21 protein-coding genes are annotated in these 24,812 nt (G+C 71.5%); 10 read left to right on the top strand and 11 right to left on the bottom strand.

The window, feature by feature from the left end:
- Window positions 1-155 precede the first annotated feature (155 nt).
- The gene (locus tag ACWEFL_RS25545; RefSeq protein ID WP_451716711.1) at window positions 156-383 is read right to left on the bottom strand and encodes a hypothetical protein; all 228 of its coding nucleotides are present in this window, start codon (window positions 381-383) and stop codon (window positions 156-158) included.
- An 86-nt stretch (window positions 384-469) separates the two neighbouring features.
- Here ACWEFL_RS25545 and upp point away from each other — a divergent pair, with 86 nt between their 5' ends.
- A complete protein-coding gene (upp, locus tag ACWEFL_RS25540; RefSeq protein ID WP_451716709.1) occupies window positions 470-1,105 on the top strand; it encodes a uracil phosphoribosyltransferase in 636 nt (211 codons plus the stop codon).
- 198 nt (window positions 1,106-1,303) lie between these two features.
- On the opposite strand, the gene ACWEFL_RS25535 is transcribed toward upp, so the two are convergent.
- Together ACWEFL_RS25535 and ACWEFL_RS25530 are read right to left on the bottom strand one after the other, a co-directional pair.
- The gene (locus ACWEFL_RS25535; protein WP_451716708.1) at window positions 1,304-1,936 is read right to left on the bottom strand and encodes a LytR C-terminal domain-containing protein; all 633 of its coding nucleotides are present in this window, start codon (window positions 1,934-1,936) and stop codon (window positions 1,304-1,306) included.
- Between the two features lie 219 nt (window positions 1,937-2,155).
- Window positions 2,156-2,452 carry a type II toxin-antitoxin system VapB family antitoxin gene (locus ACWEFL_RS25530; RefSeq protein WP_451716706.1) on the bottom strand — a complete coding sequence of 99 codons (297 nt, stop codon included), beginning with the start codon at window positions 2,450-2,452 and terminating at the stop codon, window positions 2,156-2,158.
- A gap of 88 nt (window positions 2,453-2,540) precedes the next feature.
- Here ACWEFL_RS25530 and ACWEFL_RS25525 point away from each other — a divergent pair, with 88 nt between their 5' ends.
- Complete coding sequence (locus tag ACWEFL_RS25525; protein ID WP_451716705.1) at window positions 2,541-2,846, top strand: helicase HerA-like domain-containing protein; 306 nt, start codon at window positions 2,541-2,543, stop codon at window positions 2,844-2,846.
- A 121-nt stretch (window positions 2,847-2,967) separates the two neighbouring features.
- On the opposite strand, the gene ACWEFL_RS25520 is transcribed toward ACWEFL_RS25525, so the two are convergent.
- From ACWEFL_RS25520 to ACWEFL_RS25505, 4 genes are all read right to left on the bottom strand, one after another.
- Complete coding sequence (locus ACWEFL_RS25520) at window positions 2,968-4,524, bottom strand: M28 family metallopeptidase (RefSeq protein ID WP_451716703.1); 1,557 nt, start codon at window positions 4,522-4,524, stop codon at window positions 2,968-2,970.
- Window positions 4,525-4,796: 272 nt separating this feature from the next.
- Window positions 4,797-5,402, bottom strand: coding sequence for an HhH-GPD-type base excision DNA repair protein (locus ACWEFL_RS25515; protein WP_451716702.1), 606 nt, complete (start codon window positions 5,400-5,402; stop codon window positions 4,797-4,799).
- Window positions 5,403-5,706: 304 nt separating this feature from the next.
- Window positions 5,707-5,901, bottom strand: a complete 195-nt coding sequence (locus tag ACWEFL_RS25510) for a hypothetical protein (protein WP_451716700.1) — start codon at window positions 5,899-5,901, stop codon at window positions 5,707-5,709.
- Window positions 5,902-6,263: 362 nt separating this feature from the next.
- Complete coding sequence (locus ACWEFL_RS25505; protein ID WP_451716698.1) at window positions 6,264-8,573, bottom strand: glycosyl hydrolase family 18 protein; 2,310 nt, start codon at window positions 8,571-8,573, stop codon at window positions 6,264-6,266.
- A 581-nt stretch (window positions 8,574-9,154) separates the two neighbouring features.
- Between ACWEFL_RS25505 and ACWEFL_RS25500 the strand changes: the two genes are divergently transcribed.
- Complete coding sequence (locus ACWEFL_RS25500) at window positions 9,155-10,333, top strand: helix-turn-helix domain-containing protein (RefSeq protein WP_451716696.1); 1,179 nt, start codon at window positions 9,155-9,157, stop codon at window positions 10,331-10,333.
- An 85-nt stretch (window positions 10,334-10,418) separates the two neighbouring features.
- Here ACWEFL_RS25500 and ACWEFL_RS25495 read toward each other — a convergent pair whose 3' ends face one another.
- Complete coding sequence (locus ACWEFL_RS25495; RefSeq protein ID WP_451716695.1) at window positions 10,419-11,057, bottom strand: TetR/AcrR family transcriptional regulator; 639 nt, start codon at window positions 11,055-11,057, stop codon at window positions 10,419-10,421.
- A gap of 149 nt (window positions 11,058-11,206) precedes the next feature.
- On the opposite strand from ACWEFL_RS25495, the gene ACWEFL_RS25490 reads away from it, so the two are divergent.
- From ACWEFL_RS25490 to ACWEFL_RS25475, 4 genes are all read left to right on the top strand, one after another.
- Window positions 11,207-12,742, top strand: coding sequence for an MFS transporter (locus tag ACWEFL_RS25490; protein WP_451716693.1), 1,536 nt, complete (start codon window positions 11,207-11,209; stop codon window positions 12,740-12,742).
- Window positions 12,743-12,893: 151 nt separating this feature from the next.
- Complete coding sequence (locus ACWEFL_RS25485) at window positions 12,894-13,574, top strand: DUF1877 family protein (RefSeq protein ID WP_451716692.1); 681 nt, start codon at window positions 12,894-12,896, stop codon at window positions 13,572-13,574.
- 268 nt (window positions 13,575-13,842) lie between these two features.
- Complete coding sequence (locus tag ACWEFL_RS25480) at window positions 13,843-15,276, top strand: MBL fold metallo-hydrolase (protein WP_451716750.1); 1,434 nt, start codon at window positions 13,843-13,845, stop codon at window positions 15,274-15,276.
- A gap of 443 nt (window positions 15,277-15,719) precedes the next feature.
- Entirely contained in the window at window positions 15,720-16,466 is a 747-nt protein-coding gene (locus tag ACWEFL_RS25475) for a sulfite exporter TauE/SafE family protein (RefSeq protein ID WP_451716690.1), read from the top strand.
- A 356-nt stretch (window positions 16,467-16,822) separates the two neighbouring features.
- Here ACWEFL_RS25475 and ACWEFL_RS25470 read toward each other — a convergent pair whose 3' ends face one another.
- Window positions 16,823-17,110, bottom strand: coding sequence for a metal-sensitive transcriptional regulator (locus ACWEFL_RS25470; RefSeq protein WP_451716689.1), 288 nt, complete (start codon window positions 17,108-17,110; stop codon window positions 16,823-16,825).
- A 127-nt stretch (window positions 17,111-17,237) separates the two neighbouring features.
- Here ACWEFL_RS25470 and ACWEFL_RS25465 point away from each other — a divergent pair, with 127 nt between their 5' ends.
- Window positions 17,238-17,837, top strand: coding sequence for a rhodanese-like domain-containing protein (locus ACWEFL_RS25465; RefSeq protein ID WP_451716687.1), 600 nt, complete (start codon window positions 17,238-17,240; stop codon window positions 17,835-17,837).
- A 478-nt stretch (window positions 17,838-18,315) separates the two neighbouring features.
- Here ACWEFL_RS25465 and ACWEFL_RS25460 read toward each other — a convergent pair whose 3' ends face one another.
- Entirely contained in the window at window positions 18,316-19,137 is an 822-nt protein-coding gene (locus tag ACWEFL_RS25460) for a lipase family protein (RefSeq protein WP_451716686.1), read from the bottom strand.
- Window positions 19,138-19,389: 252 nt separating this feature from the next.
- Entirely contained in the window at window positions 19,390-19,674 is a 285-nt protein-coding gene (locus tag ACWEFL_RS25455; RefSeq protein WP_451716684.1) for a hypothetical protein, read from the bottom strand.
- Between the two features lie 234 nt (window positions 19,675-19,908).
- On the opposite strand from ACWEFL_RS25455, the gene ACWEFL_RS25450 reads away from it, so the two are divergent.
- Together ACWEFL_RS25450 and ACWEFL_RS25445 are read left to right on the top strand one after the other, a co-directional pair.
- On the top strand, window positions 19,909-23,259 hold the full coding sequence (locus ACWEFL_RS25450) for a hypothetical protein (protein WP_451716682.1): 3,351 nt from the start codon (window positions 19,909-19,911) through the stop codon (window positions 23,257-23,259).
- Window positions 23,260-23,408: 149 nt separating this feature from the next.
- On the top strand, window positions 23,409-24,689 hold the full coding sequence (locus tag ACWEFL_RS25445) for a DUF1266 domain-containing protein (protein ID WP_451716681.1): 1,281 nt from the start codon (window positions 23,409-23,411) through the stop codon (window positions 24,687-24,689).
- The last annotated feature ends 123 nt before the right edge of the window (window positions 24,690-24,812 follow it).

Below are 24,812 nucleotides of genomic sequence, written 5' to 3'. Positions count from 1 at the left end.
ACGATTGAGCGGTGCGGTGTTCCGTGCTCCGCTCAACGGAATCGTGGCAGAAACCAGGGCTTTGCGAGAGGTCTTCCGTCGTTGCGTCGGCCTTCAGTTCTCACACTGGGCCTTTTGCCGGGAGGCCGTTCAGACGTGTGCGGACTCCATCGGAGTTACCAGCGAAACGTCCTCATCCGCATCTGCTGGCGCATTCTGGCCGCGCGGGCACGCCGTGGCTGGACGCGGTCGCGCAGCGCCTTCGCCTCGTTCAGTTCGCGGAGGAAGTGGGCGCGTCGCCGCCGGCGCTCCTCGTCCGTCTCACTCTCCGTCCGGCTGATTCCGTTGGTTCCGCTCGATCCGCTGTACTCCGTTTCGCCCTGTTCACTCTCCGGCTCCGCCATCGGCCTCACCACCCCACAGCTCTCTATACGCCTCCACCTTCCCTCGCCCACCTTGGTTGATGCGAGCCGGGGCTACTGTTGGCGGCATGCGGATCCACGTTGTCGACCACCCGTTGGTGGCGCACAAGCTCACGACGCTGCGCGACAGGCGCACGGACTCACCGACTTTCCGGCGGCTCGCCGATGAACTGGTCACTCTGCTCGCGTACGAGGCGACCAGGGATGTGCGCACGGAGCTGGTCGACATCGAGACTCCGGTGACCGGGACGACGGGCGTGAAGCTGTCGCACCCCCGGCCGCTGGTGGTGCCGATCCTGCGGGCGGGGCTCGGGATGCTGGACGGCATGGTCCGGCTGCTGCCGACCGCCGAGGTCGGGTTCCTGGGGATGATCCGCAACGAGGAGACCCTGGTGGCGTCCACGTACGCCACCCGGATGCCGGAGGATCTGTCCGGGCGGCAGGTCTATGTGCTCGACCCGATGCTCGCGACCGGCGGGACGCTGATCGCGGCGATACATGAGCTGATCAGGCGTGGCGCGGACGATGTGACGGCCGTGGTGCTGCTCGCCGCGCCCGAGGGCGTCGAGGTGATGGAGCGCGAACTGGCGGGCACTCCGGTGACGGTCGTCACGGCGGCGGTCGACGAGAGGCTCAACGAGCAGGGCTACATCGTGCCAGGGCTCGGCGACGCGGGCGACCGTATGTACGGGGCGGCGGAGTAGTCCTCGTCCGCCGGTCGGCACATTCCGGCCCGCATCCTCCGACCCGTACGTCTCAGCCCGTACGTCTCAGCCCGTACGTCTCAGTCCGCGCGTTTCGGTCCGTGCGTTCCGGCCCGTGCGTTCCAGTCCGCGCGTTTCGGTCCGTACGTTGAGGTCAGCTCCCTCGCCGGTCGGCAGGGTTCGGCCGGCACGCTCCGGTCAGCACGTGGCCGATGGTGACGGAGTCGGCTTCGCGAGGGCCGTGAGAGCCCGGTCCGCCGTGGGCTTGGGGGACAGGGCGGTGAAGGCGGTGCCGAGGATCAGGTCGACGTCCTTGGTGGTGCGGGTGTCGGTCTTGGTCGTGGCGGCGGGGAGCTGGGTGTTCAGTACGGAGAACGGACCCTTCGCCGCGGCGGGCGCGCCCAGCAGTATTCCGGCGCCGGGGATTTTCTTGTCGTACGCGGCGGGGGCGTTGCCGATCTTGCCGATGGTGAAGCCGCGCTTCTTCAGCTCATCGGCGGCGGCCTTGGCGAGTCCGCCGCGCGGGGTCGCGTTGTAGACGTTGACCGTGACCTGTCCGGGCTTGAGGGTGACCGGGGGCGCGGGGGAGGCTCCGGGGCCCGGTTTGCAGCCGGTCTTCCGGCCGGTCGCCGCGGTCGCCTTGGTGTCGTCGCCCAGGAAGAAGACATCGATGAGCTGAAGCGTTCCCCAACCGGCCAGCCCCAGCGCCACCACCGCGGCGATGACGGCCGTCACGATCCTGCGGCGATTGCGAGGGCGTCGCATTCGGGGGTACTTGTCGCCCGTGATGCGGTATTTTCCCCCCATTCCCGGGGGAGTCAGCATGCTCATGGGCGCAGCGTAGTGCGACCAGATGGCCACGGATACAAGATGATCAACTGAATGGGTCCGTACGGTCCCGGAATGGGTCCGAAAGGGTCAGTCGAAGGCCACGATCAGGCCAAGGGCAAAGCTGCCGCGCGGGACGCGGCTGAGGGCCGGGATCGCGGGCCAGGACTGCGGGGCGGGATCGAGTGGGGGCCGGACGGCGGGGCCGGGGCCGCCGCTCTCTCAGGCCAGTTCGAGGACGCGGGCGTGCAGGACCTGGCGCTGCTGGAGCGCGGCGCGCACGGCGCGGTGGAGGCCGTCCTCCAGATAGAGATCGCCCTGCCACTTCACGACATGCGCGAAGAGGTCTCCGTAGAACGTCGAGTCCTCCGCGAGGAGCGTTTCGAGATCGAGCTGCCCCTTGGTGGTCACGAGCTGATCCAGGCGGACCGGGCGCGGCGCGACATCCGCCCACTGCCGGGTGCTTTCCCGGCCATGGTCGGGGTAGGGCCGTCCGTTTCCGATGCGCTTGAAGATCACACGGAAAGCCTACCGGTCAAGCGGCTCCGGGCGCAGCCATGGTGGGCTAGTGCGATCCCGGGCAAACGTGTTGAGACCGGAGAAACCGGTGGCCCGGAGGGCCGAGACCAGGGCCCGGCCCGCGTGGAAAATCGCCTCCGGGTACGCCGTCACCGGAGCCGCTCCCGGTCCCGGCGCCCTCCAGTGGGACGGGTGGTGTCGGCCCGGCGCGCCCGTCCGGATTCCGTTGTCGGTACTCGACCGGCACGGTCCGGTCGCCGGTGCCACGGGTTCGGGCATAGGGAAGGCCAAGGCGCTCCGGCTGATCGCCGGGCGGCTCTCCGCGAACGGTGTGCCTCTCGGCGGGCGGGAGATCACCCGTTCGCCGAGGGGCACGTCCGGGCGTCGCGGGTGAGTGCCGGGCCGGCGGGTGTCCGGCGGCCCGGCCGTGAGGTGAGGGATGAGGGAGGGGGCGTCCGAGGGATCCGCCTGATTCGCCGGATCCCGTACTCGCGGACACCCCCTCGCCTCGGCCGTTACTCCGTCACTTCCGCGTGGCCGTCGTGCAGTCCGCCTCCGCTGCCCGTGTCCCCGCCCGTCGGCACCGTGGTCACCGGCTTCCGCAGCGAGCTGAGGTCATGGGCGTAGGTGCCCACGGCGTTGGCGATGACGCCGATGTTGACCTTGAAAGCGGTCATGTTGATGTTGTTGATGTCGTCGCCCTTGGCGTGGTAATTCGGGTCGTACGCGAGTCCCGCCGTACCGCCGAACTTCGCCACCTGGGCCTCCGACTTCTTGCCCTCGGCGCCCGTGAACGTCCCCCCGGAGGGGATGCCCGCTTCGATGAACGGACCGTAGTCGGAGCGGCCGGTGAAGTCCGTGCCCTCGTGCGGGGTGTTCCGCTTGTCGAGGAACTCGTTGATGTCCCGTTCGAGCTGGGCGGAGCCGGCGGGGCCGGGGCCCGCGCCGACGCCGTCGGAGTCGTCGCCGTCGTAGACGAAGAGCCCGTAGTTCGGCGAGGCGATCATGTCGAAGTTCAGATAGAGCTTGATCTCCTGCTTGCCGAGGGAGCTGAGGTTGGCGACATACGCCTTCGAGCCGAACAGTCCGTTCTCCTCGGCCGACCACCAGGCGAAGCGGACCTTGTTCGCCGGGCGCTTCTCGGCCTTGGCCAGCTCCTGGGCGACCTCCAGCAGGCCGGCCGAGCCGGAGCCGTTGTCATTGATGCCGGGGCCCTCGATCACCGAGTCGAGGTGCGAGCCGAGCATGACCGTGTTGGCCGCGTTGCCCGTACGGGTCTCCGCGATCACATTGTTGGTGGTGCGCTTCTGCTGGAGCTGGCGGATCTCGAACGAGACGTTGACCGGGCCGTTCGCCAGGTCGGCGACGAGCTTCGCGCCCTCCTCCTGGGTGATGCCGCCGGTCGGGATCTTCCCGGACTCGACATCGCCGAGGGTGCCGCCGAGAGCGCCTTCGGTGTTGTTGTAGACGATCGCCCCGGCCGCTCCCGCGCCCGCCGCGGCCGTCTGCTTCTCCGCGAAGGTGCAGCCGCCGCGCTTGATCAGGGCGATCTTCCCGGTGAAGGTCCCCGAGGTGTAGTCGGACGCCTCGCAGCCGGTGGTCGCGTCGACCGGAACGGCGGCCAGGTCGGCCGTGAGTCCGCCGACCGGGGTGGACCTGGTGTAGGTCATCGCCCGGATGGCGACCGTACGCGGAGTGGGCGAGACGACGGAGAGCTTCTCGGCGAGCGTCTCGGTGTAGATGAAGTCGAAGGGCTCGTATCGGACGTCATAGCCGTATTTCTTCAGCTGCTGATAGACATATGCGGCCGATGCGTCGTATCCGAGTGTTCCGGCGGCCCGGTTTCCGCCCGTCGTGTCGGCTATCTGCTGGAATTTCTCCAGATGCTTACGGGCGTCCTTCGCGGACGCTTTGTCGACGAGTTTCGCCGCGAGTTTCGCCGCGTTCTTCGTCGCCCGGTCGCCGGGGCTGTGGCGTTCGGCGGCGGCGGGGGAGGCGGATGCCAGCAGGAGCGGGGTCGCGATTGCGGCGGCGGCCAGTGCGGCCGCGGCTCTGCGACGGGTTGCCTTCACAGAGTTCCTTCCCGATATGGACTGGGTCGACGGGAAGCTAGCGGGAGTGGCGGGGTTATGGGAATGCCTGTGCCCCAACTCACTTCTTTCATTTCATCTCATTGTCGAAGAAGAGTCGAGATGTCTGCCTCGCCACGCCGTATATCAGCCACCCTTGGCCGTATTCACCTCTCCTCCTTCCGCTCTCTTCTTTCCGTTCCCGGCGGGGCCGTCCCGCCGGGAGGCCATGGGTATCCCGCGCTTTTTTAGCCTATTCAGGCTATTCAGTGGATTCAGGCTGTTCGGTCTTCGCCCGCCTTCTTGGGCGCCTTCGCGGCTCGCTTCATCTCCTGCTTGTGCGCACGCACCTTGGCGAGCGACTCGGGCCCGGTGATGTCGGCCGCCGAGCGGTACGAGCCCTGTTCGCCGTACGCGCCGGCCGCCTCACGCCAGCCCTCGGGCCGTACGGCGAACTGCTTGCCCAGCAGCGCCAGGAAGATCCTGGCCTTCTGTTCGCCGAAGCCGGGCAGCGCCTTGAGTCGCGTCAGCAGCTCCGTGCCGCTGGAGACCCCGGTCCAGATGGCGCTCGCGTCCCCGCCGTACTCGTCCACCAGGTACTGGCAGAGCGTCTGCACCCTCTTGGCCATGCTTCCGGGGTAGCGGTGGACGGCGGGCTTCTCCTTGAGCAGCCCGGCGAAGGCTTCGGGGTCGTACGCGGCGATCTCGGCCGCGTCGAGGTCGTCGCCGCCCATCCGGCGGGCGATGGTGTACGGGCCGGAGAACGCCCACTCCATGGGGACCTGCTGGTCGAGCAGCATGCCGACGAGAGCGGCGAGCGGACTGCGGCCGAGCAGTTCGTCGGCTTCGGGCTGCTGGGCGAGATGGATCGCGGGGCTCATGGTCCGATGATCACCCCATCGGCGGCCCCTCGCCAGCGAACCGCGCCCGGCGGCGGACCGGGGCTGGTGGGCGGGCCGGGACTGTCTGTGGCGGGCCGGCTGCGGACCGGGCCTGTCCGCGGACCCGGCCCCCTCCCGCCGAGGGGGAGAGGGCCGGTCGGGCCGCTCGTACGCGCTCGGCCGGGTGGGCAGGTGACGCGGTCGGTCGGATGCGCCGGGCCGCGCGGTCGCCCAGTCGCCCGGCCGTGTGGATGTGTGGGCGGCTCGGCTCGGTCCGGTCCGCGCGGTGCTCAGGGCGTGCTGCTCAGGGCGTCATATGCGTCTCGCCGAAGATCGTCGCGTGTTCCAGGACGTCCTCCATCGGGTCGTCGATCTCGCCGATCGACAGCAGGGTCAGCCGGTGGCCGTTGTGCACCTCGTCCGCGGACGCGGAGGCGGTCGGGAGCACGGACGCCAGCGCGGTCGCGCCTAACGCGGTGAGGATCAGCTTGGTCTTCATGTCGTATCCGCCTGCCTGTTGAGTGGATGACCACACCGGTCGAGCACCGGGCCTCCGGCGTCGCGCACCGGGCGTCGGACGCCGTGGCTCGGGGCTCGGGGTTTCGCCCGGTGTATCCACCGGGCGGCTCCCGAGGTAACGGCGTCAAACCCCGCCGAGGCGGTGTTCACCCGATTGGCCTATGGGGGCCGGTGTGCGGCGGTCCGGGCGGGTGGTCCGGGGAGGCGGGGGACAGCGCCGTGGCGGCGCGTCCGATGCGGCTGGTCGTGATCCGTCGACGACGGGGTGCGGGCCGCACCATGTCGGTACAGCCCGCACCCCACCCGTACAGGGCGGAGATTCCTCTCCGTGCCGATCCGCCGTTACGGCAGACCGGCGTGGAGCGCGTTCATCAGGGTTCCGTTCGGGGTGTCGCCGGACATCTCCCAGACCATTCCGCCGAGCAGGCCCTTCGACTTGATCCAGTCGGTCTTCTTACCGATCGACCAGGCGTCGTCGAAGCTCCACCACTGCCCGTTGGGACCCGTGTAGCCGTAGGTGGAGATGGACTGTTCGTCGTGGTAGACGGTCATGTTCGGGTAGCTGGTCATCAGGTTGTGGTAGCCGCGCGTGCCGGCCTCTTCGGGGAACTGGCCCGTGGCCGCGCCGTTCGCCGTCTGCCACTCGCCGTTGACGCCCGTGCCGCCGCTCGCGACGTCCTTCCAGCCCCGCCCGTAGAAGGGGAAGCCGACGGTCAGCTTCCGTGGGTTGACTCCGGCGTCGAGATACGTCTGGACGGCCTTCTCGATGCTGAAGTCGAAGGGGTACGGGTCCTGGGCGTCCCGGTGGAGGTTCGACTGGTGTCCGGTGCGGTTCGGCTCCCAGGAGTTGTCGCTGCCCGCGCCGTGGAAGTCGTATCCCTGGATGTTGGCGAAGTCGAGATAGCTGAAGATCTTCGACAGATCCCAGCCCGCCTGGATCTTCACCGGGTCGGCGGGGGTGAAGGCGGTCAGCAGCCGGTGCTCGCCGCCGAGCGCGTCGAGCTGCTTGCGGAACTCGGCGAGCAGCGCGGTGAGGTTGTCCTTGTCGGCGGGCCTGAAGACATTGCCCGGATGGCCCTCCGAGCCCGGCCACTCCCAGTCGATGTCGATGCCGTCGAAGACTCCGGCGCCGGTGCCGGGGCCGCCCGCGCCGTTGTAGACGGGCAGATTGCCCTTGATCCAGACGTCGACACAGGAGCGTACGAACTTCTCGCGGGCCGCCGGGGTCGCGACGGCGTCCGAGAAGAACCTGGAGAACGTCCAGCCGCCGAGCGAGACCACGACCTTGAGATGCGGATACTTGGCCTTGAGCTTCTTGATCTGGTTGAAGTTGCCGCGGAGTTTGCCCCAGCCGTCGTCCGCGACGCCGTCGACGGACTGGGCGGCCGACATGGGACGTCCGTAGTCCGCGTCGGCGTCACCCGCGCCGGTTCCCTCGTTCGGGTCCTGCGGATTGCCGGAGACGCCCTTGGTGACTCCGGCCTGGCAGGTGAGATTGACCGGATCGATGTTCTCGAAGGCGTAGTTGATGACGTCGAGCTTGGCCGCGGCCCCGGAGGTGTCGAGGTTCTTGACGAAGAACTGGCGGCCGTAGATGCCCCATTGGGTGAAGTAGCCGACCTTGTAGTAGTTGCCGGGTCCGGCCACGTCGTCGGTGGTGACGGTGAGGGCGGTGGAGGCCGGCGAGCTGTTGTCGGCGGTGTCCCGCGCCTTGACGGTGAAGACGTACCCGGTGGCGGGGGAGAGACCGTCCACGGTCGCGGTCGTGGCCGTCGCCGGCACGGTCTTGGCCAGGACGCCGTCGCGGAAGACGTCGTACGCCGCGACCTGGACGTTGTCGGTCGACGGGTTCCAGGCGAGGCTCACGGTGGAGGCCGTCTTGGCGGTGGAGCGCAGATTGCCGGGCGCGGTCGGCGGCACCGGGTCGGTCGCGGGGTCGACGGTTTTCAGCGCGAGCGCGGTGCTCGCCGGGCCGAGGTTGCCGCGGGTGTCCTTGGCGCGGACGGTGAGGCTGTAGTCCGTCGCGGGGGTCAGCCCGGTGACGGTCGCGCTGGTCGTGGTGGAGGTCGCCACCGTGGTGCCGCCGCTGAGGACCTCGTACGAGGCGACCGGGTAGTCGCCCGCCGTGGCAGCGTCCCAGGCGATGGAGGCGGTACGGGCGGTCACCGCCGTGGAGCGCGGATTACCGGGGGCCGTGGGCGGTTTGTCGGGGGTGCCGTCGCACTTGTCGCCGTTGACCGTGCAGGCGGTCGGGGTGAAGACGGGGCCGGTGGCCAGGAACCAGTAACTCCACGGCTCGCTGGTGCCGTTGGCGGGGATGGTCGCGTTGTAGTGGGCGTTCTTGACCGTCACGCGGTTGCCGCTGACCGTGGCGTCGCCGTAGTAATGGCCGCCGAGGGTGGTGCCGGGCGGCAGATCGAAGGCGAGGGTCCAGCCGGTCACCGGGGTGGCCGCGCTGTTGCGTATGACGAAGACGCCACGCCACCAGGACCCGTGGTTCTGGGTGCTGAAGGTGGCGGTGAGCGAGCCGGCGGCCTGTGCGGGGGACGCGAGGCCGGTGAGTGTGGCGAGGGGGAGGAGGAGCACCGCGAGGAGGGCGGTGATCCGGAGCCTGAGTCTCTGCGCACGTCGTGGGGGTGATTTCTTGAACATGGCTCTCCCTGGGGGGTAGGGGGGTGTGGCCGTGCTCAGTCGGTGCTGGGGGCGGTGCTGCGTTGGGGTTTCGGTGTGGTGTGGTGCGGTGTGGTGCGTTCGGGTGTTTGGCGCGGGTGGTGCGTTCGGGTGTTCGGCGCGGTGCTGGGTGGCCTGGGGGCGGTGCGTCGGGTGCTGGGGCGGTGAGTCGGGGTTTCGGTGTGGTGCGGTGCTGGACGCTGTGCGTGGCGCGGGGACGGGGGTGCTGGGCGGCGCTCTGGTGGTGCTGGGGCGGTTTGGCGTCGACGGGTGCGTTGGCGTTGGCGTCGGATGTGCTGGGGCCTCCGCTGTGCCGGGGCGCACGGTGCGGCGGCCATGAAGTTGGCGTACATGAAGTTTGCGTACATGACAATCGTCAAACTTCGACGCTACTTGGTCTGGACCAATTGGGAAGGGAGTGGGGGAAGTCGGATTTCCGTCACTGTCGGCATTCCGCCCCGCCATCCGCACCGCTCCGGCCCGCGAGGCACCGCAGAGGTCTGTACCTTTCGATGGGTCCGGCTTACGGTCAATACCCCTGCTGGGGCTCGCTGGGAGGCGGTATGACGGGCACGGGCGGCCAGGCCCCCGGAAGCCGCGACAAGCGCAGACTCGCCGCCCTCGGAGTGCCCGCCGACGACGAGTTCCTGTACCGGACACTCCTCACCCGCCCTCGGGCGACTGTCGCCGAACTCGCCGCGGCCACCGGCTGGGACACCGCCCGCATCCGCCGCAGAACCCGTTCGCTGGAGAAGCGCGGGCTGCTGACCCGCGTGCCCAGCCGCCCGGTCCGCTTCAGCCCCGCGCCGCCGGACGTGGCGATCGAGGTGCTGGCGCTCCAGCGGCAGGAGGAGATCGAGCGCGCCCGGCTGGTCGCGGCCTCGCTCACCGATGACTTCCGCTCGGCGCGGCAGTACGCGGACGGCGGCCCGGCGCTCCAGGTCCTGACCGACCGGGAGGCGGTCGCCCAGAGGTTCTTCGAGATGCAGCGCTCCACACGGGACGAGATGCTGGTGCTCGACCGGCCGCCCTGCGCCGTACAGTCCGCACTCCACCAGACGGCCCTGCAGCGCGAGTCGCTGAAGCGCGGCGTCCGGCACCGCACGATCTACGATCACGGCTCGCTGGAGTCGCCCGAGCGGCTCGCCCGGTGCCGTGAGCTGTCGAGGCTGGGGGAGGAGAGCCGGGTCCTCGCCGATGTCCCGCTCCGGCTCGTCGTCGCGGACCGCAGGGTGGCGCTGGTCTCCATGGCTCCGGTCGTCCCCGGCGCGCCCGGCGGGGACGGCGGGCCTGTCGTTCCCGTGACTCCCGCGACTTCCGGCGTCAGCGCGGTTTCTGAAGCTTCAGTGGTTTCTGAGGCTTCTGCGGCTTCCGTGGTCTCCGGGGCGCGGACGGCGGCCGACGGTGAGATACGCGAGGTGATGGTGCTGCACCCGTCCGCCCTGCTGGACGGGCTGCTCGTGCTGTACGACCTGCTCTGGCAGCGCTCCGTGCCGCTCTGGCCGGGTGCGGGCAGCGCCGGCCGTGAACTGTCGCACGACGACGAACGGTTACTGGCCCTCTCCGCCTCCGGCCTGACCGATCAGGCCATCGCGCGCCGTCTGGGTGTCGCGCAGCGCACGGTCGAGCGCCGGATGCGCAGGATCATGAACGTTCTGGGGGCCCGTACCCGCTTCCAGGCGGGACTCCAGGCGGCGAACCGGGGCGTGGTGATGGTGGCGGACGACCACTCCGGGGTGTGACGGCGGCGGTTCGGCGTCCGCCCGGTGGCGGGCCCGATTTCGGTGTGGGTGCGAGGGCGGGTGCGGGTACCGGTGCGGGTGCCGGTCAGCGTGGGGCGTAGTACTTCAGGAACATGTCCACTCCGCTCACGACGAGTTGGTCCGTGAGTTCGTCGCCGATGGTCGCGCCGTAGTGGCCGAAGACCAGGTGCGGATGGACCAGCAGCGCGTGCAGCTGAATGGTCGCCACCTCGAGGTCGGGGATGGTGAGCCGCCCCCGGTCGACCAGGGCGCGTAGCGCGTCCGCGACCGCGGGGTGGTGGCTGGTGGGGCTGCCGTGCTGCCAGGCGGCGGCCAGTTCGGGAAAGCGGTGCAGCTCGGTGGCGACCAAGGTGCGCAGCGCGGCGATCTCGCTGTCACCGCGGACGGCGTTCACCCAGGCGCGGGCGGTGCCGATGAACGCCGAGCGCAGATCATCGGCGTCGACGAGCCGGGTCAGGGCGTCGGCGGACTCATCGCTGACGGGTTCGTCGAGCGCGTCCGCGATCACGGCGGTGAACAGGGCTTCCTTGCTGCCGAAGTGGTTGTAGACGGTGACCTTGGAGACGCCCGCCTCGGCGGCGATCGCGTCCATGCCGACGCCGAAGCCGTCCCGTAGGAACAGCGTGCGGGCGGCCGTGACGATGGCCTGCCGCTTGCGCTCGGCGCGGGGCCCGCTGGGGGACTGCCTGGTGTCCGCGGTCATGGCCTTCAGCCTAGTGCAGATGTGAACTGTACGGTTGAGTTCATGTGAACTGAACTGTACGGTTCATGTGTGCGTGCGCCCATTCTCGTATGCCCCGAATCTCGCGTATTCCCTGTATTTCCCGTATTTCCCGTATTCAAGGAGTCCCTATGACCGCGACCGGCCATGAACACGAGCGTGAGCGTGGACAGGGTGGACAGGAGAGCGACCCGGAGTGTGATCACGGTCCGGGGGTGGGCGAGGGCCGGGACGGTGGGCACGGTCGCCTGTCCGCCGACGCTCATGCCTCCGCCCCCGCCGACCCCCGCCGCTGGGCGGCGCTCGCGCTCATCTGCGTAGCGCAGTTCATGCTGGTCCTGGACGTGACGGTGGTGAATGTCGCCCTCCCCGACATGGCCGCCGATCTCGATCTCGACCGCGCGACGCTGACCTGGGTGGTCACCGCGTACACCCTCTGCTTCGGCGGGCTGATGCTGCTCGGCGGACGGCTCGCGGACGCGCTCGGCGCACGTCGCACACTGCTCGCGGGCCTGGCGGTCTTCACCGCCGCGTCCCTGGTCACCGGTCTCGCCCGGAGCGCCCCCCTGCTGATCGGCGGGCGGGTCGCCCAGGGGGTCGGCGCGGCGCTGCTCGCCCCGGCCGCGCTGGCCATCGTCACCACGACTTTCCACGGCCCGGAACGCAACAAGGCGCTCGGGGTCTGGGCGGCGATCGGCGGTACGGGATCGGCCGTCGGCGTGCTGCTGGGCGGCGCGCTGACGGACGGACCCGGCTGGGAGTGGATCTTCTACGTCAACGTTCCGGTCGGTCTCGCCCTGCTGGTCGCCATCCCCGCCCTGGTCCCGGCCCGCGCGCCCCGGCCGGTGGGACTGGACGCTCCGGGCGCGCTGCTGGTCACCGCCGCCACCGGTTCCCTGATCTACGGACTCGTCCGCGCGGGCGACAGCGGCTGGTCCGACTCGATCACCCTGCTGAGCCTTATCGGCTCGATCGCGCTGTACGCGGCGTTCGCGGCCGTCGAACGCGCGGGCCGGGCCCCGCTGATGGATCTGCGGATGTTCACCCGGCGGCCGGTGATCGCGGGCTCGTTCCTGATGCTGGTCGCCACCGCGCTGCTCATCTCCTACTTCTTCCTCAGCTCGGTGTATCTCCAGCACGCGCGCGGTTTCAGCCCGCTGAAGACCGGTCTGGTCTTCCTGCCCGTGGCCGTCGCGGTAGGCGTCGGCGCGCATCTCGGCTCCCGGCTGGTGGGGAAGGTCGGCAGCCGCGCCTGCGCGGTGGCGGGTATGGCGATCGCGGCGGTGAGCAGCGTTCCCCTCGCCCTTCTCTCGGACTCCTCCGCCGACTCCTCCGTCTATACGATGCTGCTCCCCGGCCTCTCCCTCGCGTCCCTCGGCGTCGGCGCGGTCTTCGTGACCGCGACGACCACGGCGCTCGCGATGGTCGACCACCGGGAGGCGGGCCTCGCGTCCGCCGTCGTCAACACCTTCCACGAGGTGGGCGGTTCGATCGGGGTGGCCGTGGTCTCCACGGTCGCGGCGGCCGGCATCACCCGAGGGGCGGTCTCCGGTTTCACGGACGCGTACACCGTCCTCGCGGTGACGGCGGCGGTGAGCGCGGTTCTCTCCCTGGTCCTGGTCCCGCGGGGAAAGCCCGAGATGACGGGCGGCATGCATGTTCACTGAGCGGGGCGGCGGGCGGGGCCGTGGCCCGGGGGCGCGGCCGGGCTGTTCGGGGCGCGAGCCGGACCGTGGGCCGGGCCGTTCGGGCGGTGGGCCGGGCTGTGAGTCGGGCCGTTCGGACCGTGAGCCCGCCGGTCCCGGATCGCTGGCCCGGATGCTGTTCCTCGCGGGCTTCCTCGGCCTCGTGCCCGCCGACCGCCACCGGCAGAAGCCGGACATGCCGGGTCTGGGGCGTCACTTCGCCCTGGAGCCCGCCGAAGCCGAGCGGCTGGCCCGGTCCGGGAGCGATGAGGTGATGGCGTACGTGGAGGCGATCGAGGAGGAGTGGGACGACACCTGGACCGTCGACTCGGACAGGGCGTGGGTCGCCCTCCACCGCTGCCTGACCGACGGCACCCTCACCTTCGGCGGCGGACCGTACCCGCTCTCGTACGCCTTCCTCGGCGGTCGCCTCCTGACCGCCTCCGCGCACGCGCTCCCGACGGGACCGACCGGCCCCGGCACCGGCACGGCCACGGCCACCAGTGCGGCCACCGGCACCGGCATCGCGACCGGTGCCGCCCACGATGCCGGCGACGGCTGCGACTACATCGTCACCCTCGTCGACCCCGCCCAGACCCGTGAGGTCGCCGCCGCCCTCGCGGCCCTGCGCGAAGCCTGGCTGCGCGAGCGCTTCTTCGGCCCCGGCCTCGAGCCCGCCGCCCGTGACGACCACCGGGGCTCGGGCGGCGAACCGGACTTCCCGTACACCTGGGAGAGGTTCCTCGACGTCCGCGCCTTCTACGCGAGAGCGGCGGAAGCGGGCCGCGCGGTGCTGTTCACCGCCGACGTCTGACATCCCACCCCGCGCACACGGCCCGCCTCGCGCCACCGCCCCGTGCGCACACGGCCCAGCCGCTCGGCCGGCCGGCCGTCCGCCCGCGCCACCGCCTGCCCGCGCCCGCCGCCCACCGTCCGGCCCGCGCCCCGCTCGCCACACGCGGGTGGCCCGAAGGTCCGTGACTTGCTCCACACTCCCCGCCGAGAATACCCCCAGGGGTAATTCTGTTAACGTGAGTGACATACCCCCGGGGGTAAAAAATCAGGCGGAGAGGATCAAGGCAGTGTTCTTCATCGACACCGTTGAGGTGCCTGGGCTCGGCAACCGGAGCTATCTGGCGGGCGGCACCCGCGCCGCCGTGGTGGTCGATCCGCCACGGGACATCGACCGGGTCGTGGAGGCGGCCACCCGCCGGAACGTGCGGATCACCCATGTCGTGGAGACGCATGTGCACAACGACTATGTGACCGGCGGTCTCGAACTCGCCCGCCAGACCGGCGCCGCCTATCTGGTTCCGGCCGGGGCCCACGTCTCCTACCAGCGGGTTCCCGTCGCCGACGGGGACCGGGCCGAGATCGACACGGGCCTGACCCTGCGGGCGGTCGCCACTCCGGGCCACACCCCGCACCACACCGCGTACATCCTCGAAGAGGACGGCCGGGCGGTCGGCGCGTTCACCGGGGGATCGCTGCTCATCGGGACCGTCGGCCGACCCGATCTGGTCGAACCCCGGCTCACCGAGCGGCTCGCCCGCGCCCAGCACAGCTCCGTGCACCGGCTGGCGGACGAACTGCCCGACGAGACCGCCGTACTGCCCACCCACGGCTTCGGCAGCTTCTGCTCCTCCGGGCAGGCACAGGGCGACGCCACCACCATCGGCAGGGAGCGGTCCGTCAACGAGGCGCTGCTCAAGGACGCCGACACCTTCGTGGCCGAGCTGCTCGCCGGGCTCGACGACATCCCCGCGTACTACGCGCACATGGGCCCGGTGAACGCTCAGGGCCCCCGTCCCGTCGATCTGACCCCGCCCGCCGTCGCCGACGCCGACGAGATCGCGCGGCGGCTCGCCGAGGGCGAGTGGGTGGTCGACCTCCGCAGCCGTATCGCCTTCGCCGAAGGCCATGTCGCCGGGTCGTTCAACTTCGAGGCGAGCGGACAGCTCGCCACCTATCTCGCCTGGCTGATCCCGTGGGGCAGGCCGGTCACCCTGCTGGCCGAGTCCGCCGGGCAGCTCGCCGCCGCCCAGCGGGAACTGGTGCGGGTCGGCATCGACCGGCCGGCCGCCGCCGCTACCGGATCGCCGCAGGAGTGGGTACGGGAGTCGGAGCGCCCGCGGTCCTTCCCGCGAGCCGACTTCGCGGGTCTGCGACAGGCTCTCGAGACCGAGACCGAGACCGAGACCGAGACCGAGACCGAGACCGAGGGCGTGGTCGTTCTCGACGTGCGGCGGGACTCCGAGCGGGCGGCGGGCTGGATCACCGGCTCGGTCCATGTGCCCGTGCACCAACTGCGGTCCCGGCTGGGCGAGGTACCGCCCGGCACCGTCTGGGTCCACTGCGCGGGAGGCATGCGCGCCGCGATCGCCGCGTCGCTGCTGGACGCGGCCGGGCGCGATGTCGTCGCCATCGACGACGGGTTCGACGCCGCCCGCGCGGCCGGACTTCCGTTCACGTTCGCGTCCACGTCCGCGTCCACGTCCACTTCCACGGACGGCTGACCCATGGCTGCCTCCTGTACCTCTCGCACCGCCCGCATATCCCGCACCGCCCTGTTCCGTCGCGGGAACGCGGGGCGCGGTGACCGGGCGGGCGGCGGCGACAGGAGCGGTCCGGCCTCGACCGCTCGATGTACGACCGTCCGATGTGCGACCGCTCGATGTACGACCGTCCGATGTACGACCGCCCGGTGCACGACCGCTCGATGTAGGGCCGTCGACGCCGTACCGCTCGACGTCCGTGAACCGTGCGAAAGGGGCGCGTGCCAGGCCCCGTACGCCGTTCAAGCGCCCCCGTCCGCCCTGGCGCCCGGAGCGCCGTTGCCTCCACGGGCCGGACTGCTCGCCGCGCGCGGTCCACGGGCCGTGGATGTCCTGGGCGGCATACGGGCGCGGTCGGGGCTCCCGGTCGTCGTACACGCGCGGGGCGACGGCGGCTCGACGGCGTGAGTACTCTGCTCCTCGCTCTGACCGCCGGGGCCGTCGTCGGCCTGGCCCTCGGGGCCCTCGGGGGCGGTGGCAGCGTCCTGGCCGTCCCCGCGCTGATCTATCTCCTCGACTTCACCCCGGCCGCGGCCACCACCGCGAGCCTGATCATCGTCACCGCCACCTCCGCCACCGCGCTGTTCGCGCATGCACGTGACGGCCTGGTGCGCTGGCGGACGGGCGCGCTCTTCGCCGCGGCGGGCCTGCTGCCCGCCGCGCTGGGCGGCGCGCTCGCCGGACGGCTGCCGCCGGCGCTGCTGACCGGGGCGTTCGCGCTCATCGCTGCCGCCGCGGCGGTGGGGATGCTCCGGGCCCGGCCGGACGCCGGGGAGGCGGTACGGAAGGGACCCGCCGCCGTTGTCGGCGCGGGTGCGGGCCTCGGGGCCGTGACCGGCGTCCTCGGGGTCGGCGGCGGCTTCCTCGCCGTGCCGGCCCTCGTACGCTCCCTCGGCCTGGAGATGCGTGTGGCCGTCGGCACCAGCCTGCTGGTCATCACCGTCAACTCGCTCGCCGCGCTGACGACGCGTACCGGAACGGCCGATCCGCTCGACTGGGCGGTCGTCGCGCCCTTCACCGGGGCCGCGATCCTCGGCGCGTGGGACGGCAAACGGTTGTCGGGGAAGGTCCGGGGCACGACCCTTCAGCGGATCTTCGCCGCCGCGCTGCTGGCGGTCGCCGCGGTGATGCTGATGGACAGCGTCCTGTGAGCGGGCGCAGGCGGCCCTCGGGAATCGGGCGCGTGCGGGCCTCGGGAATCGGGCGCGTGCGGCGTTGCGGTCGGCGGCCTTACGGAATCGGGCGCGGGCGCTCGTTCCCGTACGGGACCGGGAACCCGGCTCCGTACGCCGAAGGGCCCGGACCGGCGTCCCGTCACAGGCCCGAGAGCCCCGCCTCGTACGCGTACCGGACCTGCCGCGACGGCGGTCACGAGCCGCAACCGCGCCGACCGCTCTCGTACGCCCACGGCACGGGCGAGCCCGCTCACCGTCGAGGGCGCGGGTCGCGACCGGTCCCCTACGGGCGCGGGGCGGCCGGGACCTGTCCCGGCCGCCGGACCCCGGTCTCAGGCCAGGGACAGGAACAGCTTCTCCAGCCGCGCCCGCATCTGCTCCGGGTCCTCCCCGCCCTTCCTCCCGGCCTCGATGTCGGTCAGGCACTGCTGGAGGCCGGTGGCGATGATCGCGAAGCCCGCCCTGTCCAGCGCGCGCGACGCCGCCGCCAGCTGCGTCACGACCTCCTCGCAGTCGCGCCCCTCCTCGATCATCCGGATCACCCCGGAGATCTGGCCCTGTGCCCGGCGCAGTCGGTTCAGCACGGCCTTCAGCTCGGCGCCTGCGAGATCCAGCTCCACGACAACTCCTTCATTGATACCCCTAGGGGTATTTTACGCCCTTGAGGCCACCGGTGAACTTCAGTGAGGTCCGCCGTCTTCCCGCGACTGTCCAGTCAAACCCCCTTCCCAAAGGATGGCATCCGATATGAGTACCGCCCACGCGTCCGTGTCCGCCTTCGACGTCGAGCAGGCCCGTGCCCGCATCGACGACCTGACCGTCATCGACGTCCGCACACCCGGCGAGTACGCGTCCGGTCATCTGCCCGGCGCCCTCAACGTCCCCCTCGACCAGGTGCGCCGCGCCCTGCCCGAGATCCGCGAGGCGGCCGGCCGGGGCGAGATCCTGGTCGTCTGCGCCTCCGGCGCGCGGTCCCAGAACGCCTGCGCGCTGCTGGCCGAGCAGGGAGTGACCGCCATCACCCTCTCCGGCGGTACGAGCGCCTGGGCCGATGGGGGGCACGAGCTGCACTACCCCGACGGCCCGGCCTGCGCGACCCGCAGCAGCTGGTCGATGGAGCGTCAGGTGCGGATCACGGCGGGCACCCTCGTCCTGACCGGCGTCGGGCTCAGCCGGTTGCACCCGGCCTGGCTGCTGATCTCGGCCGGGGTGGCGGGCGGTCTCGTCTTCTCCGCGCTCACCAACACCTGCGGCATGGCCGCGGTGCTCGCCAAGCTGCCGCACAACCGGCCCGAGCGGGCGGATCTGGACCGGACGCTGGAGCGGCTGCGCCACGGCCGAGGCTGAAGAACCCGATCCCTGATCCAGCCTGATCCGAACGGAAGACCCCAATCGGTTCCGGGGTTCACCGGGTTCGCCGGGTCACCGGGTACGGAGCCGCGCCTCCACCCTGTCCGGTACGCGGGCGAGTGCCCGGTCGAAAACCCTGACTCGCGGGTGCCGCGCGCGTCCGGGGCGCGCGGCAGGGGGGAACGGGAACGCCGAGGGGGAGGACCGCAGGTGCGGCTCTCCCCCTCGGCGTTCGGCTCCGTTCGGCTCCGTTCGGCTCGGGTTGGCTCGGGTTGGCTCGGGTTGGCTCGGGTTGGCTCGGGTTGGCTCGGGTTGGCTCGGGTTGGCTCGGGTCGGCTCGGGTTGGGTTCGGTCCGTTCGGGACGGGTCGGCTCCGGTCGGGTTCGGTCCGGTCCGCCGATCGGACGGAGCGCGGCGGGCCGAGTGCGGCCGCATCCGGATCGGCCGACCGGGTGCGGCGGCGGCCCGAGGGGGCTCAGGGGATGTTCTTCGCCAGGGCGTCGACGTACCTGTCGATCATGTGATCCCGTACGCCGTCGGTGGTCGGCGCCAACAGATCCGCGGTCATGCCCTTCGCCCGGTCGGCCAGCCCGCTCAGCAGCGGCATGGAGGTGCGGAGCTTCCCGTGCGCGTCGAAGTACCGCAGGGTCTCGACATGGGTGTAGGCGGGCTCGGGCGGTAGCAGTGGCACGACGTCGTTGTTGTTGACGAAGCGGTGGAACCGCTCCTGGAAGCCCTTGTTGCAGGCGGCGGCCAGCTCCCGGTCACAGGTGCGGGGCTGCCCGAAGGTGTACACGCCGTCCGCGCGGAGCCTCGGCTCCTCCAGATACATCCGGCAGCCCGCCAGCATCGCGAGCGCCCCGCCGAGGCTGTGCCCGGTGAACCACACCGTCTGCTCGTTGTCCCGCAGTTCGGCCACCCCGTCCCTGACCGTGGGGAAGACGGAGTCCAGCGCCTCGCCGAACCCGTAGTGGACGTAGCCGGTCCGCCCCGGTCCCGGCCAGGGCGGAGTGGCCGCGTCCGAGAGCCAGTCGCGGATCTGCGTCGGCTCCGTACCCCGGAACGCGGTGATGATCATCCGGTCGCTGGCCAGCGTGTACGCCTGGGTGTCCTCCAGCGGGAACGGCGGAGTGAACCGCGACCGGTGATGCCGCACCTTCCCGAATCCCCACTGCCCGGCCTGCCGTTCGACCTCGGCCTCGTTCTTGTACGCGAGGCGGGCGGCCAGCGCCATCCAGTAGGCGTGCGGAAGGCTGTACTCGGTGACGTGATGATCGAACGTGGACGGTACGGACACGGCCGGCTCCTCTACGACTACGACGCTGATGGTCACCGCCCCTGGCCGGGGTGGGCCGGGGCGCGTGCCCCCTGTCGTATCCGTGCCGCGTGCTTCGGCCGCGACGCCTCGCCCCGGCGGAACCGGAACGAGCCGGATCGTGTGCGCCGCCCGCGCCACGGTTGACGCCCGGAGGCGCGAACCGCGTCCGGCCATGGTCGGCAGCGGGCGACCACGGGCGGGGGTCCGGCGGACTGCCGGACCCCCGCCCGATCACGCGGTAGGGCCGGAACCCCCGGCACCCGTAGGACCCGTAGAACCCGTAGGACCCGTGGTGCTCGCGGTGGCCCCTGCGCCTCCGCCGCTCCCGCCGCTGCCCGTGCTCCCGCCGCTGCCCGTGCTCGCGTCGCCGCCGTGAGCGCGACGGCGACGGCGACGGCGCGACAGGGCGCGGAAGCCGCGGGCCGCGTCGACGGCCAGCCGGAGTGCGCCGATGGCGCCCGACAGGACCACGCCGTACTCCTGGCCGTACTCCAGGACGAAGTGCAGTACCTCCACGATGAGTTCCCCATCCTCTTCGCTCTTCCGCCGGGCCGGTCGCGGCCCGGTCGCCGTGACTCCTGTGTAGAGGCGGGGAAAGCTGTCCCGAAGGGCCGTCGGACAGCGGCGGGACAGCGCTGCGCCCACCTGCGTTTCCGCAGGTTGTCCGGCGTCCGCAGGACGTCCGGCCGGACAGCCGCATAGGGTCTGGGAGTTGGCGCGGGCAGCGGGGGCCCGGCGGGGGAGGACGGCGTGGCAGCTGGATTCGGCGAGATCGACACCGAGGCCCCGCGAGCGGTACGGGAGCTGGCCGAGCGGCTGAGGGCGGCGGCGCGGTCCGCCGGCTACGCCGGGGTGCGGGAACTCGCCGCCGGTACGGGAGTCGGGCGTACGACCGTCTCGGACGCCATGGCCGCTCGGCGCGTACCGTCGTGGCAGACCCTCAAAGCGCTGCTCCACGGCTGCGATCTCGCACCGGACCGCGAGTGGTTCGAGGCGCATGGCGCGGCGAGGGACACGGTGGAGCGCGAGAAGCGGGCCGCGAGAGACGCGAGAGGCATCGGCGGACCCGCCCACCCCGCCGCCGGCCCCGGCCCCGGCCTCGCGCCCGGTCCCACCGCGGACCTCGTGGACCTCGTGGACCCTGCGGAAGCCCTGGCCGGTCCGGTCTCCGGCCGACCGGAGGAACAGCGTCCGTCCATCGGCCGCTCCGGCCCCAACACCTTCTCCATCCGGGCCCCTTACGGCGACCTGCCGCCGCGGGTGCGCGGCCGCGACGGGCTGCTGACCCTGCTGGACACCAACCTCGGCGGCGGCGAGAGCCGCGCCCAGATCCTGTACGGCCTCGGCGGCTGCGGCAAGACGACCGTGGCACTGCATCTCGCCCGCCAGGCCCGCGACCGCGGCTACCGGGTCATCTGGATCTCCGCGGCCGGCGCCGACCGGCTCGTCACGGGCATGAGGGAGGTCGCACGCGAACTCGGCGCGGACGAGAGCGACATCGAGGCCGCCTGGAACGGACGGACCAGCGCCACCGACCTCGTATGGCGGTGGCTCGACGGTTCCGAACACCCCTGGCTGCTCGTCGTGGACAACGCGGACGAGCCCGCGTGGCTCGCCTCGGAGACCGGCGCGCCCGGCGACGGCACCGGCTGGCTGCGCTCGAGCCGCGCGGGCATGACCGTGGTGACCTCGCGCGTCGGTAACCCGGACGTGTGGGGAAGCGAGGCGGACACCCACCGTGTCGGGGTGCTCAGCCCGGCGGACGGGCGGGACGTCCTGCTGGACCTGGCCGGGGACGCGGGCGACCCGGCCGAGGCCCGCGTCCTCGCCGAACGCCTCGACGGTCTGCCCCTCGCCCTCAAACTCGCCGGCTCCTACCTCGCCCGCTCCGCACGCGGCGCGGGCCTGCTCCGGCGCCGGGGCAGGCGTGCGGGACGGGTGCGGAGCTTCGCCGCCTACACGGAAGCGCTCGGCGAGGCGGGCGCGCGCTTCCTCGACCAGGGGGAGCGGCGGCGGCAGGAGGAGTCCGACACGGAACACATGCACCGGCGGCTCATCGGCCGCACCTGGGAACTCTCCCTCGATCTGCTGGAGGAACGGCATCTGCCCGAGGCGCGCTCCCTGATGCGACTGCTGTCGTGCTGCTCGCCCGCGCCGTTCCCGGTGGAACTGCTCGACCCGGAGGCCCTGTCCGCCACGTACGGCACGGGCCCGGGCAACACGGACGGCACGGGCACGGGCCCGGGCAACACGGACGGAGCGGACCGCGCAGGCGGCGCGAGCGGCGTGGGCGAGCCAGACCAGGCCGACCGCGCCCTCGAAGCGCTGATCGACCTCAACCTCATCGACGTCGTCGACATCGCCCCCGACGGCGCCGCGTCCGACCAGGACGCCGTGCCCTGTCTCGTCAGCCACCGGCTCGTCCTGGAGGCCAACGCACTGCGCCTCGCCGACGGCCCGGACCAGGAGCGCGCCGCCGTCTGGCGTGCCACGGCCAGGATCGTCGAGGCCGGCGCCGCCGCCCGCGCCCCCGAGCTGCCGCCGAGCTGGCCCTGGTGGCGGCTGCTGGCCCCGCACGCCGTCGCCGCGCTCACCGCGTCCCCGGACGACGAGGAGGTCCTGCTGCCGCTCCTGCGCGCCGGACTCTCCGCGTACGCCTACTTCAACTTCGCCAACTCCTTCTCGACGGCCCGGAAACTGGCGCAGACCCTGACCGAGCGCGCCGCCTCGCTGCCGCTGGACCATCCGGTCCGGCTCTCCGTACGGCACCGGGCGGCGCTCTCCCTGCTCGAAGGGGAAGAGGAACTCGCGGAGTTCGAGTCCGTGGCGGCCGAACAGCTCGCCCGGCTCGGGCCCGACCACCCCGAAACCCTGATCACCCGTCACAATCTCGCCATCGCGCGCAGGCAGTGCTCACGTGCGACCGAGGCAGAACAGGAGGCGGAGCTGCGGGCCGTGCTGGAAGCCCGTCGGCGAGTGCTCGGCCCGCACGACCCGTACACCCTGCTCACGCACGGCACACTCGCCGAGATCATGGTCTCGCGCGGCCATGGCTCCGACGAGTACGAGGCACTGATCAGCCATGTGGAGGGCGGGACACCGGACGACCACAGGCTTCTCCCACTCCACAACCGCCACCACAGGGCGCACGCCCTGGACGCGGCCGAGCGATGGACGGAGGCGGAGGCCGAGTACCGGTCGGTCCTGACGGACCTGGAGACGTACGGAGAGCGGGACTCCGGCCTCCACCGCGACCTGAACCGCTGCCTGGGCGACAACCTCCGCAATCAGCAGCGCTATCCGGAGGCCCTGGACGCGTTCGACAGGTCCGTCGCCTGGTTCGACGGCTCCGACCCGGACCGTTCGCCCGAGAGCACCCTCGCCCTGCAGATCCGCCACCGGCGCGGGCATCTCCTGCGCCACTGCGAGCGCGCGGACGAGGGCGAGTCCGAGATCCGCGCGATCCTCGCGATCCGGCTGCGCACGGTGGATCCGGGCGACTCGGTGGTCCTGTCCGAACGGCACTGCCTGGCCCATGCGCTGGAGGGCCTGGGAAAGTACGGCGAGGCGTTGGACGAGCTGCGCGAAGTCGCCGCTTCGTACGCCTCGATCCTCGGCCCGAACGACCGGCTCACCCGAGACTCGCGGCTGTGCCTGGCCCGTATGCTGCACCGGCGCGGCGGAGGCGGGTGCGGCGGCGGGCCGGCCGACGACGACGCTCCGCCCGGCGGCGACGGGGCGGCACGGCCCGACCGGGACGGCCCCACCGACACGGCCGAGGACGGGACCGCCACCGCGACCGCGACCGGAAGCGCGACCGCGACCGAAAGCGCGACCGGCCGGGCCGAGGCGCTGGCCCTGTACGAACAGGTCCTCGCCGCGGAGTGCGCCGAACTCGGCGAGGACCACTCGGACACGCTGATGACACGATTCCGGCTGGAACAGTGCCGTCTCGACGAGGGGTTGCTGACGCCGGAGGCGGCGGCCGAGGCGTTCGAGCGGATCAGGAACAGGCAGGTGGCGCTGCTGGGGGAGGCCCACGCCCGCGTATCGGAGATCGACAAGGCGCTCGAAGGCCGGGCGGCTCCCGAGGACCGGTGATCGGCGGGGCCGACCGGAGAACGGCAGGACTCCGCGGGCGGGCGGGTCTCCGCCGCTCCGCGTTCACCCTCCTTCACACGCCGTGTTCCCGCGCCGTAAACCCCCTACTACCTCGGAGAGTTCGAAGACGTGCTCGATAGAATCTTCCCATGGCGATAGTGAACGGGGAGGGTCTCGCAGCCGCCGGTGCGGGGCAGGACGGCAACTCGACTGTCCCCTGGCAGGCGCCGAGCCCCATCGAGCGGGAGCTGTACGAGGCGAAGACCCGCGGCGACTGGTCCGCCTACTTCGACGTACTGGCCGGAAACTGCCTCTATATCGCCGAGTCACGGGCCCTCGCCGACGCGCTTCCCCGCCGCGTGGAGTTCGCCCCGTACTGGGCCCCACAGCTCGGAGCCCCCTGCGTGGCGCTCTACACCGAAGGCATGCTCCCTTCCCCGGTCGCCGATCCGGTGTACTCCTCCGGCTCGCTGGACTGGTACGCCCGTGTCTGGGGGGACGCCGACCCGCAGTGGATGGCCGTCAATCCGGGCAGCCCCTGCGAGGCGTTCTTCCCCACGTCGCCGACCCACCGCGACCTGTGGCGCCGGCACGCCGCCCGCGTCGAGAGCCACTGCCACCCGCGCGGCACCCTCCGCACCCTCCAGGTGGGCGGTCCGCTGCACGGCCCGGTGGCCCAGGGGCTGGCCTGCGCGGCCCTGCTGTTCGTCACCAACGGCGAGTTCTGGAACTCCATGGCGTACCACGGCCACGGCTACACCGAGGAGAGGGACCGCCTCAAGGAGTGGTGGGGCGTCACCGACCGCGAGGACTGGCAGCGTCTTCAGGAACGCCTCCTCAGCGCCGAAGTGGTCAGCCCCATATGGGAGTTCGCCCTCCAGGTGCGGCGCTCCCTCGCCCTCGAATACGGGGGTGGGGTCGAGCTGGACCACTGGCGCCATGTCGCCGAGCGCGTGATGCGCGCCAACGCCGCCGAGGCGACCCAGCCCAGGATCACCCCCGACGGAGTCACACCGGGCCGCCCGCACAACGAAGTCGATGTGGCGGCCAAGGTCGCGGGCATCCAGCGGCTCATCGGCCGTATCGTCCGCTACGAGGCCCGCTTCCGCGCCGACGGCCTGCTCCGCGACGGCCAGTTCGTCCGCTCCGTCGAGGCATGGGACTACGGCCGCGCCTCCGGCATGGCCCGCTGGGGGCTCGGCGGACGGTACTGCACCCTCCACGAAGCCGAACAGGCCGTCATCCGCGCCGGCCGCGCGGCCCGGCTCGACTACCGTTCCTGGGAGGAGTTCTCCGCCGCGTACATCCTCGGCCGGTGCCTGCACTTCGACGACGAGGAGTTCGGCGAGTGGTACGAGGACGTGCTCGCCGCGCACCGCGTGCTCACGACCGACCCGGCGAGCCCCTGGTTGAACATCCCCTGGAAATAGCGGCCGCCCCGCACACGCGGCCGACCGACCCGGGCGCCACGCGGATCACGCGGCCGCGGGTCACGGGGATCACGGGGATCACGAGGCTGCGGATCACGCGGATCACGCGGATCACGTGCATCA

The organism is Streptomyces sp. NPDC004838, from assembly GCF_053600955.1.
The sequence above is the reverse complement of the archived record's forward strand: the minus strand, read 5'-3'. Positions and strand labels throughout refer to the sequence as shown.

Excerpts from the sequence above, each read along its gene's own strand:
- ACWEFL_RS25510 (WP_451716700.1), bottom strand. The coding sequence starts at position 5,901 with ATGAAGACCAAGCTGATCCTCACCGCGTTAGGCGCGACCGCGCTGGCG.
- ACWEFL_RS25465 (WP_451716687.1), top strand. The coding sequence starts at position 17,238 with ATGAGTACCGCCCACGCGTCCGTGTCCGCCTTCGACGTCGAGCAGGCC.
- upp (WP_451716709.1), top strand. The coding sequence starts at position 470 with ATGCGGATCCACGTTGTCGACCACCCGTTGGTGGCGCACAAGCTCACG.
- ACWEFL_RS25505 (WP_451716698.1), bottom strand. The coding sequence starts at position 8,573 with ATGTTCAAGAAATCACCCCCACGACGTGCGCAGAGACTCAGGCTCCGG.
- ACWEFL_RS25490 (WP_451716693.1), top strand. The coding sequence starts at position 11,207 with ATGACCGCGACCGGCCATGAACACGAGCGTGAGCGTGGACAGGGTGGA.
- ACWEFL_RS25515 (WP_451716702.1), bottom strand. The coding sequence starts at position 5,402 with ATGAGCCCCGCGATCCATCTCGCCCAGCAGCCCGAAGCCGACGAACTG.
- ACWEFL_RS25495 (WP_451716695.1), bottom strand. The coding sequence starts at position 11,057 with ATGACCGCGGACACCAGGCAGTCCCCCAGCGGGCCCCGCGCCGAGCGC.
- ACWEFL_RS25545 (WP_451716711.1), bottom strand. The coding sequence starts at position 383 with ATGGCGGAGCCGGAGAGTGAACAGGGCGAAACGGAGTACAGCGGATCG.
- ACWEFL_RS25500 (WP_451716696.1), top strand. The coding sequence starts at position 9,155 with ATGACGGGCACGGGCGGCCAGGCCCCCGGAAGCCGCGACAAGCGCAGA.
- ACWEFL_RS25485 (WP_451716692.1), top strand. The coding sequence starts at position 12,894 with ATGCTGTTCCTCGCGGGCTTCCTCGGCCTCGTGCCCGCCGACCGCCAC.
- ACWEFL_RS25445 (WP_451716681.1), top strand. The coding sequence starts at position 23,409 with ATGGCGATAGTGAACGGGGAGGGTCTCGCAGCCGCCGGTGCGGGGCAG.
- ACWEFL_RS25535 (WP_451716708.1), bottom strand. The coding sequence starts at position 1,936 with ATGAGCATGCTGACTCCCCCGGGAATGGGGGGAAAATACCGCATCACG.